This is a genomic window from Collinsella aerofaciens (assembly GCF_005845035.1).
In the GTDB taxonomy this organism is placed as follows: domain Bacteria; phylum Actinomycetota; class Coriobacteriia; order Coriobacteriales; family Coriobacteriaceae; genus Collinsella; species Collinsella aerofaciens_I.
This window is the reverse complement of the sequence record NZ_SPFO01000031.1, coordinates 1-12,073: the sequence shown is the minus strand read 5'-3', so window position 1 is coordinate 12,073 and position 12,073 is coordinate 1. Positions and strand designations below refer to the sequence as shown.

The 12,073-nt window shown below is 51.0% G+C and carries 7 protein-coding genes; 6 read left to right on the top strand and 1 reads right to left on the bottom strand.

Annotated elements, in window-relative coordinates:
* The 6 genes from FGQ67_RS10200 to FGQ67_RS09755 form a co-directional block, all read left to right on the top strand.
* The coding region (locus FGQ67_RS10200) for a hypothetical protein (protein ID WP_212746039.1) at positions 1 to 327 on the top strand (327 nt) is incomplete at its 5' end.
* A 431-nt stretch (positions 328 to 758) separates the two neighbouring features.
* Positions 759 to 2,408, top strand: a complete 1,650-nt coding sequence (locus FGQ67_RS09775) for a DUF262 domain-containing protein (protein WP_117820302.1) — start codon at positions 759 to 761, stop codon at positions 2,406 to 2,408.
* A gap of 135 nt (positions 2,409 to 2,543) precedes the next feature.
* Complete coding sequence (locus tag FGQ67_RS09770; RefSeq protein WP_171025301.1) at positions 2,544 to 4,412, top strand: P-loop NTPase fold protein; 1,869 nt, start codon at positions 2,544 to 2,546, stop codon at positions 4,410 to 4,412.
* A 325-nt stretch (positions 4,413 to 4,737) separates the two neighbouring features.
* A complete protein-coding gene (locus FGQ67_RS09765) occupies positions 4,738 to 8,394 on the top strand; it encodes a P-loop NTPase (RefSeq protein WP_138341745.1) in 3,657 nt (1,218 codons plus the stop codon).
* 92 nt (positions 8,395 to 8,486) lie between these two features.
* Positions 8,487 to 8,822 (top strand): hypothetical protein, encoded by a 336-nt coding sequence (locus tag FGQ67_RS09760; RefSeq protein ID WP_117774269.1) that lies wholly within the window; start codon positions 8,487 to 8,489, stop codon positions 8,820 to 8,822.
* 74 nt (positions 8,823 to 8,896) lie between these two features.
* A complete protein-coding gene (locus tag FGQ67_RS09755; RefSeq protein ID WP_117774270.1) occupies positions 8,897 to 9,601 on the top strand; it encodes a hypothetical protein in 705 nt (234 codons plus the stop codon).
* Positions 9,602 to 9,787: 186 nt separating this feature from the next.
* Here the strand turns inward: FGQ67_RS09755 and FGQ67_RS09750 are convergent, their stop codons facing one another.
* Entirely contained in the window at positions 9,788 to 11,125 is a 1,338-nt protein-coding gene (locus tag FGQ67_RS09750) for a hypothetical protein (protein ID WP_171025300.1), read from the bottom strand.
* Positions 11,126 to 12,073 lie beyond the last annotated feature (948 nt).

The following is a 12,073-nucleotide window of genomic DNA, read 5'->3' as shown; positions in this document are numbered from 1 at the left end:
ACCATTGTCGGCCTAATCCGCGGTCTTTCATGCAGCAGGGGCTCTCAATGTTTTTATGTCCTGCTCATATCGTCTGTAATCGGAACAGGTACGATTCTGCAAGCGTACCGGCATTTCAACGATTGCAGTATAAACGAAAAACCGCAGGTTGTAGACGAGTTTGGCGTGTTTCAAGGGCGCGGTAAGCATTTGCCGTTCCAAGCGATGTTGCGAACGCAGACTGGTGATTGCTTGCTGGTTTGTGGTGGTGTTTGGGTTGCTAAGCGAGGGCTGCTTGTTGCGTGGGTTGGTTTTATTGGTGTGGGTTTGGACACTGTATGGAGATGACGATGGCTGGAGCGGGGTAGGGAGTTGTGACGCGGATTGGGGATGCTGGGTGGCTGGCCGATTGCGTGCAACGGCCTAACGCGTTGTTTGCGGTGCACGGCCAATAGATCTCTGTAGGGGGCCTACCCAACGTAAGGCGTCTGAAGGCATTTCCCTGGAAGCTCGGGCTTCCTGGATATCTTGGCGATTAAGATGCGCCCCATGCTCAGCCGGCATATAGAATGGACTGTGGACGTGACGATTGCCTGCTGCTGACATGTTGGTTAATCGACGATGATGGCAGCGACGGAGATTGATTGGGGCAGTCGGCATGTTCGCGAGCGAAAAGGCGGCCCTGCTCGGCGATGTGCCGACTTTTATTGTAGCGAAGGCGTTGGTGACGCCGAGAGGCGGCAAGGCCGACAAAACTATTGCGAAGGCAAGGGATCAACATGGCATTTGAAGCACGTCAGAGTACGGTTGGAAAGCTGCTTAATGACTCAATCTATAGAATCCCTCGCAATCAGCGCGCTTACGTGTGGGATGAGCATAACTGGAAAGATCTATTCGAAGACATCAAGCTTGTGACAGAGGAAGTTGCTACGTCGCATTTCATCGGTTCGATAGTGCTGATGGAGGAAGAAGAAGAAGACAGCCTCGGGGTTTTTACAATAATTGATGGTCAACAAAGAGTTATTACCCTAACGCTCTTGCTGTCTAGCCTCATGTTCGCTTTCAAGAAAAGGAATATGATTAACCACGCTAATGGCACAAAAAAATATCTAGTGGCGATAGATACTAAGGATGTTGAGCACGCGATCGTCGCTCCGGAGAATCATTTATCATTAACGAGGATCGTCGAAGGAGTAATTGCTATCTCTCCTGAAGATGCGGCTGCCATGTCTGCTGTGGCTTTCTCGAAGAGCAAACGCGCGTCCGGATCAAAAGACGAACTGATCGTTAAAGCCTTCCAATATTTCAGTGCAAGTTTCGCCAAGATGAAGGATGAGGAGTTGCTGGCCTTCAGGGATGCGGTCATTTCTGTCGCATATGTAAACATCAAATCATCGTCTGAGGAAGATTCGTACACAATATTCGAAATATTGAATGCGCGAGGTATCGAGCTTGAGGACCATGAGCTTCTGAAGAACTATATTATGCGCTATATCCATCCTATAGAAAAGCGCGATGATGCAAAACAGGTATGGTCGGAAATTGAAGCAACAGTCGGCTCGAACATGAAAGCTTTTTTGCGTCACTACGCAATTCAAAAATATCGCCTAGGTCAAGGCGACAAGGATGGAGCATATAAGAAAATAAGGGATTTTACGGATCCAAAGAAGGCTGCTGATCTTCTCTATGATTTAAGGCTAAAAGCCGGATATTATGCAGAGATTGTCGAGCCAACCAGCGATGACAGAAATGCGGAAATCTTGAGTTTCTTAAGAACACACAATGTCCGCGTCTTCAGGCCGCTTCTTATGAGTTTAATGCACGCTCGCGAAATAGAGCAGCTAACGAGCGAGCAGTATGATGATGCGATTGGATTTATTTACCGGTTCTATATTTGCTATAAGATAATCGGGGGAATGGAGTCGAACCACCTATCGGATTCGATCGTGAAACACTCATACGCAATCGAGTTGAACTGCACCCAGCAAGTGTTAGATGAGTGGAAAAATAGTTTTAACGAAAAACTGCCTTCAGAAGAAACATTTCGAATTAATCTCCTTTCGCTTGGATGGTCTCATTCGTGGCCGTTGTATAGCGAAACAAAGTTGAAGGATCGCTGCAAGTTGGTCCTTGCCTTGCTCGAGGAGCTTAAGTCTGGTGTTAGGGTTTCTGAGGCATTCACAATAGAGCACATTCTTCCGGATTCGCAGGCTCAGGAAAACTCGATTATTGGGAACTTGCTCATGCTAGAAGAGCGACTTAACGCGAAATGTAAAGACAAATCGCTTAAGGAAAAGCTGCCCATATACGCTGAATCGCGTTATGCCACTACAAGAGCTTTTGCTAAACGCTATGCGAATGGTTGTTTTGACGTTAAGAAGCGCGTTGATTTTATCGCGAAAGATTTGTTTGAAATGGTCATCCACTAGCTTGCACCGCGCGGCCGCGGCGCTTGAGCTCGTCAAGAAGTGCATCGACCCGGCGATAAGGCGGCAGGCCGAAGGGTTCGAATGGGATCCGAAAGCGCTGGAGTAGGCTCTCGCCTGGCCATAGGAAAGGTAAGGGTGGAAACCGATGGCGGACAAGGAGCGACCAAGGTGAACGAGGATGACATCATCGGCGTCGTGAGGGAGTACATCGAGGACAAGGAGAACTCGTACGCCCTCATGCTTACCGGGGAATGGGGATGCGGGAAAACCTACTTTGTCGAGCACGCACTGACCGAGAAGCTGGAGGAGGATGAGAGCCGGCATCCCGTCGTGGTGGCGTCCGCCTACGGCGCCAAGGACTTAGCGGAGCTCTGCGGGGCGATTGAGTCTGGTTTCATCTCGAAATACGCCATAGGGTGCGCGGCCGGCGGGGAGAGGGGCAGGTGGGATTCACTCGTCGGGTTCGCCAAGGACACGGGAATATCGTTCCTCGGGAAAAAGATCAGGGAGCTGGAGAAGAAGGCGGGCGTCGATCTCAAGATGGCGCCGCTGAATGCCGTGAACCTCATCATTGGCCCCGAGACCCTCCTCGTCATAGACGACGTGGAGAGGTGCGACATGGGCATTCGCGAGCTGCTCGGGGCGGTCGACCACCTCGTCGTTGGCTGCAGGAAGAAGGTCCTCCTCGTCTGCAACGAGGATGAGTGGAGGAAAGGGCTAGGACCGAAGGGGGAGAAGGGGACGACCAGGGAGTACGAGAGCCTCATCGAGAAGACCGTCTGGCGGAAGTGCCGGTTCAGGCCCTCGGTCGGCTCGGTTGTGGAACGCGTTCTGGGAGGCGTGCTGGGCGGCATCTACCCAGGCGCGCTCGAGGACGCCGTTTCGGCGATTGAAGGAAGCGAATCGCCGAACTTGCGATCCCTCAGCAAGATGCGCCCCGTGCTGGTCGGGATGAAGGAATCCGGGTTCTTCGCTGAACCCACCGACCCGGAGTCTGCCAGGGCAGTTTTCAAAGAGGCTTTCGGCTTTGCAGCGGGGGCGGCGAAGGGGATGCGCATCGGGCCTCCGTCAAGCCGGGAGGATCCCATCCTTAGGGGTGGCATTTTCGAGTCGCGCCGGCTCAAATACGCCGCTCTGGACTTCATCCCCCGCTTTTTCGAGAGGTGTGAGGGGGTCGATTCCAAGCATGTTCGTTCCTGCCTGGAAGATTACCTTGCGACCTTTCATCCCGACGGGCCGGCCGCGCGGAAAGCTATTGAATGTATCGAAGGCATCAGACACGCCACTTTCCGCGATGCCGATGTCCTTGGCATGGTGGAGACTTTAGTCGCCGGGATTGTCCCCGGGGACGGGAGCCGCGGCTTGTCGTTCGACGTCTATCCCGACGTCCTGCGTGCCGTCAAAGGCATTGCGGGGGAATTTGCTGACGCCTTTCCAGAAGGGGTCGCGCCGCTCGTCAAGGCGATGGAATCCTCCATTGGACGGGATCCCGAGTCTGCAGTGAGGTCAATCGGAAAGAATCGAGTCGAATGGCAGGAGATCCCTTTCGACTCGAGCGAAGCGCATGAGATTCCGGCTTTGGAGGAGGTCGACAGGCTGAGGGAGCTCGCCTTGACGACGCTACGCGAACGGGAGTCGGAGTCTCTTGGCAACGTCCTGATAAACGCCCCCGACCAATTCGCGACGAAGCTCTATCTGGCTTTCTCGAAATCAGATGACTGGTCGGAACCCATCCTGTCGCTCATTTCCCTCGACACTTCCCTCCTCGCGAGGGCGATGGAGAAGATGCCTCCCGAAGATATTCGGCTTGTGCACAGTGTCCTTTTTCCGGGCGACCACATGAGGTCGTGCACGGCCTCGCTCGAGGGCGAGGACAGGAAGGCCCTCGTAGCTTGGGCCAAGAGGCTCGGATCGGAGATCGGCAAGGTCGAGACCATGGAGTATTACCAAAGGATCTATTTCGACGCCATATCCAAGAGTCTCGAATGTCTTGCCGATATCTAGGATCCGCAGCTGTTGCCAAGTTGAAACGTGGCTTAGGATTTGCAGAAGATCTTCTAATGGCAGTCTTACGACAAGGACGAGGATGCCCTAATGCCTTGCCCAGGCTCCATCCAGCTCCGCCGCGCAGCTCTCGAACACGCACCTAACGGCGGCCATTTCCGACGGGGTCACGCGCCCTCCGCTCGCCTTATCCGAGGGCCTATGCGGCGGGGCTTGACTTCGAGGACGTCGTCGACTCGTCCCTCGAGCTTGTAAGGCTTGCTGAGGTAGGCGGACTAGAGTAAGAAAAGAGAAATCAAAAGGCGAATTTATCGCGAGGAGCAAAATGTCCCAAATAAATCAGATCCAAGAAGAGCTAAGGCAGATCGAAGGCGGGCGTTTTCAAACACTAGCAAATCAGTATCTATATAGGAGATATTCGCTTAACAACATCATTGAATTAGGATCCCAATGCGGCACGGATAAAACCACGACCGGAGTGCCAGACATGTACTCCGTAGGAGAGAATGGACACTACCTCTTCGCGGCATACACAACCTCTAAATCCGACATCCGCAATAAGCTGCTAAATGATGCTAAAGACTGCCTCGACAGGAGCAAAACCGGAATCAATCCGCAACTCATAGATCGAATCATCCTGTACCACACATACTTTCGCCTTTCACCTCTGGTACTCGAGGAGGTCCGTGCCATCGATCCACGGATAGAAATAATCGGGCCAGAGACAATTGCGAGCGACCTTGATGGAAAATACCCTGCGCTAGCGCATACGGTATTGGGCGTTCCACTCGGAAAGGGATCATTCATCGCCCCAGACCGCTTCATCGAGCGAAGCCTGAACGACCGTTTCTCAACCGACCTGTCGAAGCTCCTCATGCACAGGGATTCCGAGTTTTCAGTCATCGTCGAATCGATAGAGCAAAACAAGGCAGTGGTGATTCAGGGGCAGTCTGGATCGGGGAAAACCAAGATCGCCCTCGACGCATGCCTCTCATTCAGCAAACGGCATCACTGGGATCTTCTTATCTTGGACTCTAGGTATTCATCGCATCTCGACGATGATATCGAGCTGATTTTGTCGGAGTCGGAAAACATTATCCTTCTAGTCGATGATGCAAACGGCAACCTGTCACTTGAGCACTTGCTGGGAATCTGTTTGGAAAACAAAAAGCTAAAGATTGTCCTCACCTGCAGGAAGATGCACCGAAGCGAGTTGACCGCAAAAATCGGCAGTTATCTAAATTTCAGAGAAATAGAGCTGGAGCCTCTAACCGCGGAAAATATAGAAGCGATACTCGAGACCGAATACAACATAAAAAACATAGCACTGAGGGAGAGAGTATCGGCAATCGCAAACGGAAACCTGCGCTTGGCTATCATGGCAGCAAGCCCCATAGCAGACGGCAATTTCGAAGCCATCCAAGAGCCATACGATCTTTTGAACATCTATATGAATTCTGCTTTAGCTGGGTACTCCAGCAGGGAGCAGCGTCTCGCAGAGAACCTTGCAATCTACGACTGCTGCGATCTTATTGAAGGAGACCCTTGTTACGAGGAACTCTTGGGGCTGGGGTACGACGACGCCGAGATTCGGGATTTTGCATCCAGATTGAACGACCAGGAAATTGTCACGATCCTTACCTCCGCCGATGGCGTGCTAGCCATAAGAATGGAAGAGCAGAATCTTCGCGACTTCTTGATATGCCGCCACTTCGCAAAAGAAGGGAACGGCAGTTTTGCGGATTTCATTCTGCATACCGCAGAAATGCCGAACGCGCCGTATCTCAAAGCCGCCAAGTCAATGGCTGAAGTGTGCGGAAGTGCGAGCGTGTACGACTACCTTCGAAGGGAATGCGAGAAAGCTTGGGATGAAATAAAGAATCGGGATGCGCGAATTGCCGATCAGTTCATAGTCACATTCAATCAATTCCTCCCCATACAGGCGCTCGCCTTTGCCTCAAACCGCATCGAAAACGCTGATTGCGCTGACGTATCGGAAGAAATTCTCGGCATGAATTCGACATCCGACGGATCTATGCCCCTGCAAATTTCTGTATCCCTGATGAACTCAAGCGAGTATTCGCAAACAGCCTCCGAGTTGTTCGTGAAGTGTGTAGAAAGAGGCACCGAGCGAGCGGCCGAGTACAACTGGGCATGCGGGCCGGACGGCGCTTTCGCTTACGATCTCGATCGTACGGGATTCGATTTGGAAAACAGCAAACTCGATGCCCTCGCTCAAAAATATCAACAATCGCATTCCCGCAATGTTGCAGCATGTCTGATCGTCTTGACGAGTTCATACCTCTCTTCAAGGGCCCAGCGCGTTTGTCAAAACGGCATAACGTACACATACAACACTTTGACCTTCAATTTCACATCAGAGCTGGCCGAGCTCCACGCCCATTGCTTCCGGGCGCTCTCCGTTCTGGTCGAAACCGAATTCAGCAGGCAAGTTAAATCCACTTTTCGGCAGCACTTCTCGTTCTATGGCAAAGAACCTGAAGCGGAGTACGCAGAAAACATGTATTCGGTGCTCTCGAGGATTGAAGAGCTATTCCCCAAATATATAACCGAAGACTCGACAATCGATCTCTTATGCAGCTTAAGCATCAACCAGATTTACGAAACATGCGCGCAGAATCCCCCTCTGAGCCTCGATGGGTTCCGCCAGAGCGCATTCGACGCACTTGGTCTGGAGAACTCCGAGTCTCTCGTAGAGAAAGAACCGAGGATATCCGCGGAAGAGTTACCGCTAGAACGACTGACCGAAGCCCTGGGAAAGCTAGCCGAAGATTATGAGATTTCCGATAAAGAGTGGGAGTCGGGCAGGGCTATCGGAAAAGTCCTTCTGGAAATCGCCAAAAGGACCCCAGATACTGCCTCAAGCATAATCGCACGCAATATCGCTTCGTCGCCCTCGACGATCCCTGTCCCGTACGAAGCACTTGATCATCTTGCTGAAACCATCGGCAGGAAGGTCCTTAGAAACGAGCTGGGCGCGGTGATCGACGTGAGTGACCATCCGGCCCTGTTTGACTATCTTGATTTGCTAGCAATAAAGAACGGGCCCGACAAGGAGGAGCTCGACGAAATTCTCGCAAGACTCGATGACGGCAGAACGCATCTCTGCTTGGAAGATTTGGAGATAGTCGAGCCAAAGCATCCTGGCTATATCCTCAAATATGCTTCTTGGCTTTCCGAACATATACACAATGATGGGGTTTGGCGGTTTTTCGGCAACTGCGGAGACGAAAAGCGCGTCTCCGCTCTAGATTCGTACTTCGAATCCAATCCCTCACCGGCCGTCAACCTGTATTTTCTCGCACTTGAAGGATATCCTACTTTCGACTATAACCTCGCTTTCCTACGCTGCCTTTTACGCCTTGACAGCTCAATGATTGACCGTTTTTTGGAGTACGTTGCCAACCTCGACTACCGACAAAGGCACGATCTCCTGCGAAGAATCAGCTCGTTTTGGACCGTCCAGGATGATCATGCCTGGAATCTGCTGAAAGCAATGATCGATGAAGCGCTGAGCGAACCACTCGGCAGGCTTGAAATAGCCGTTTTGTTTCCCGTTCATGACGCAAATGCGCTCTCGAGCGATATTTTTTGGGAGCGCTTGGAATATACCATCCGCGAAAGGATCGCCGACGCAAATAGCCTCGATAGAATTAGCTGGGCCTTGTCCGATTGCAATGACGAGACGAGGATTAGGGCTATCACCCTCATTCTGACGCTCGATAAAGACGGGATATCGATCAACCATTTGGATCTCCGTCGATCTTCAATGAGCGGGTCCCCTGAAAAAGGCTTTATTCCAGCAAAGCTCAAGGAGATTGAGGCGATTGACTCGATTGCTGCTCAGCTGCCCGCAGGTGTTGCATATTTAAAACACAGAGAATGGCTGTCAAAAGTGAAGTCATCAATTGAAAGAGACATCGAAGACGAAAAGTGGAGGCTATTCCACGGCAGGCAGTAATCGACTTTAACACCTAGAATTAGGAAAAGCCTCGGGGCTCCTGCCTAGCCCTTCGACCTGCACTGCGTGCAGAAGACGGTCGAGGGCGAACCGTGGTGCAGCTCCATGAGCTCGAGCTGCATCGCCCTGAACAGGTCCTCGGGCTTGTTCAGCAGCCGCTCGTCGATGTTTGTGTCAACGGCCTACTGAATACTGTTCAGTTTTACGCTACCACTGACAGCGAGGTCGAAGTGGCTCGTTGCTATTTCGAAGCCGCGCGCGCGGCGCGGAAGGGCGGCGTGGACCCCGAGGCCACTGCCTACAAGCTCGACAAGATGATTTGGTTGCTCTGCACAAGCGACTTTTACCTCGAAGGGGGTCTAAAGCTCTTTTCAACCAATGCACTTGTTGAATCGAACCTGAGCGCTTATTCGGGGGATGGCATTTAAATCGGAGCCACTTTCAGAAAAGCGGCGCTGCAAACGCATGCCAAAACTGGCAAATTATTATGAAAGGTAATCTTATGGCAAACGCAGAGGAATCAACTAAGGCCGGTCTATCGCGCTTGCAAGACGACGCAAGGCCGACTATTTGCAGCGACTCTCTCGAACTTATTTCGAATATCGCAGAGGTTGGCCTGGACGAAATTCTCCAAAACGAGTTCTTGAAGGACATCCCCGTCATCTCAAGCCTAGTGAGCATCTACAAAATCGGAAACAATATCCACAATGCGCATCTGCTGAAGAAGTATGCGTGTTTCCTCGATGAGTTCAACCGCGACTCTTTTGAAAATGGCTCATGGAACAAGTACAAGCAATACTTTGAAGAGTCAAATAGGAAGCGCGATATTGAGTACCTGCTTATCCTGCTCGAAAGATACATTGAGGAGGACAAAGCGCGGCGACTAGCAAAGATTTATGAGGCCTACCTAGATAAAGAAATTAGCTGGGACGATCTTCGTTTGTTTGCAGAGACTTTGGACAGATTTCTACCTGGAGACTACGAAATGCTTCGAGAAAAGGAAACTTTTCAGACGCTCAGAGGCAGAGATGCAGAAGTTCTTCTTCGATTAACCGGACTGGGATTGCTGATTGAGGATATCCATCGGCAGCAGTGGGACGTAGTAGATACGACGCTCATCTTCGACGATCCCGACGAAATTGAGAAAGAAGAAAGGGTTTATCGTAGGACCGAATTTGGAAACAGGATGGTATCTATACTTGGCTAGCTACTGCAGACAGCAATCTGAGCGCGCTCTTGTCGTCTTGGTTAAACTGCTCGGATCTACCAGTGATTTTTACTGCATTAGGCATTCGTAAAGGGAATCGGTTCTTCACGATTCGCATCCTTTCTAGTGCTGCCTTTATTTAATGATCGAGATATGCTCGGCGACTGCGGTGTTCTGCCCCTTAGGTTACAGACGGTTGTTTCTATTGAGCTTCCAGAGGAAATACATGGGGTTCTCTTTTGCCTTGGCTTCTCGCAAGAAATCTGCGGATTGAGATGCAACGGCCCCTATGCCGGCAGCCCCGAGGAAGGCCATGGCATCAGAAGGTGATGCGATTCCGTATTGCCCCAATGTAAAGCTCGCAATTCCGATAGCGGCTTCAATGCCTGCGGAGGTGACTAATCGGGATCGCTCGTTTTTCATCACTAAAGATATCTTGTGAAGCTCGGGCTCAATTAGGTCGTTCTTCAGGTCAGCTAATGTCGAGGTGTCGATGGGCCTTTCGCTCAGGCCTTTGGACAAGGTATCCCTAAACACAAGAAACGACTCTTCGTTTCTAATGCGGCAATCAAGGATGCTACGCAACGTTGCATTTTCAGCAATGGGGAGGGGGCAAGATAACCGGCGAATGGGTATGGTCTGATCTTTTCGAGGATAAAGGGTGGAAGTTGCGGACTCGAGGAACTCAATCTGAGCTGGACGAGTGGTTAAATACGAGCTATTCGAAAAATAGGGATTGACGAGGGCTTGAAAGCAATCGTCCAACAATGGCAGTAGGATAGTCAAGATGCCGCCTTTCTCCAGCATGTCTCTATCCAATCGCGTTTCGCCTTGGCTTGCATAGAGCGATTCGTATTCAGACGGGATTACCAGGAAATCGACATCCATCTCATCATGGGACCCATATGCATCCATTCCCTCAATCGCTACATACAGATTCCCATCTGGTGCTTGTTTTAAAGTGCACGAGGTAGAGGAACAGAATTGTCGTACGAGTTCATCCCAATAACTCGATATCAATCCTTTTGCTTTTGATTCTCTTTCGATTTGTCGCGCTAGGCAATCTTTGCAAAGAGGAATGTAATTGCTCGAAAATCCGAGTATTCCAGCTTTGACTATGTCTTCGACTCGCATGGTCAAATAGATCCCGAATGCAAGTTCATCGACTGAGACATAATCATCGTGCCCCATTTCGAATGCCGATTCTATAGGGCAATGAATCAGTGTTTTATCTGCATACAATGCTGAGAACTTTGCCAAATGGTAAATGTTTTGCTCTCGACAGGCATAGTCAGTGCAGGGGAATTTGCCTCCTTCAAGGGTGGAGTCAACAGAAAAATTGAACAGGGATTGATTTTCGATTTTTTCGATTGGGATAAGGGGTGCAAGGCCCCTAATAAAGGCGTCGAACCTCCTTTGCCCCAGTTCTTCTAGGTACGCAATTATTTCGGCAAGAGAGCTGTTCTTGAATGCGGCTAGATAAGAATAAAGGTCATCGTATGCATGAGTCGCCATTTCGCTCACCTACACTTTCGGAAAGAGTTTTGCGTCGTTATTTCCGAGGCGTCGTTGGGCTCGCAATCGACTCTAGTGTGCAGCTGCTTCTCGACGTACTCCCTCATGTTCTGCCTCCACATGTAACTAATTGATTTGCTATGTGCCATTATGAATGGTATATAGCAAATCAATTAGTTACATTTAATGGAGCATTGCGAGCGTGGCGCGCGCAAAGAAGAGTCGTTGTATGGAGGCTTCCGGCAACGGCCTTTTGTACGTCCGTGACTGTTGGGTGCTATCGCGGATGACGTCATTGTTGCCTGCACTCTCGATCCAAGGATGTAATTACGGAAGTGCGGGGAAAATCGAGAACCTTCGAGCACAACGCGATTTTTAGCACCAAAACCGCAGTTCGCGGAAGCGAAAACTGGGGCCTGGTTAGCATTTCTTCGATTTTCCCCGCACTTCCGAATTTGACCCCTTGCCGCACCTTGATCACGTCTTCAAGTGGCTGGTTCATCGCTAATGGAGTTTTCTGCGGTGCTTGAATTGCGGTGTTGTGATTAGGGCAAAAGGCTCTTGGCTCCGGGGAGGCTCATCGCACGAAAATTCAAGTTGCTGCTGAAGTAGGGCTTGCTTCGGCAGCGCTAACAATAAGGGCGGCTCTGCTAGTCTCGGGAGACCGCGGCATTCGGCGGGCCTGCCGAATGCCGCGATCAGTAGCGGTCAGTAGCGGTCAGTATATTCTTCGGAGCCGTTTCTCTGGGCTTCGGCGGACTTGCCAACTCGCGCTTGGGCACTACTCAGTAGATTACTCAGCAGTGCCCAGTAGATTACTCAGTAGTGCCCAGCAGGGGGAGGGCAGCAAACGCAATGGGCCTTGTTAGCGTCGGAATAATTTAGCCAAATATAGTCGGCCGAGATTGACCAATCCCGGCCGACCCATTTTAGCCAACACGCCCGCATCTATGACTT

Coding starts and splice junctions, on each gene's coding strand:
- FGQ67_RS09775 (WP_117820302.1), top strand. CDS start 759: ATGGCATTTGAAGCACGTCAGAGTACGGTTGGAAAGCTGCTTAATGAC.
- FGQ67_RS09765 (WP_138341745.1), top strand. CDS start 4,738: ATGTCCCAAATAAATCAGATCCAAGAAGAGCTAAGGCAGATCGAAGGC.
- FGQ67_RS09755 (WP_117774270.1), top strand. CDS start 8,897: ATGGCAAACGCAGAGGAATCAACTAAGGCCGGTCTATCGCGCTTGCAA.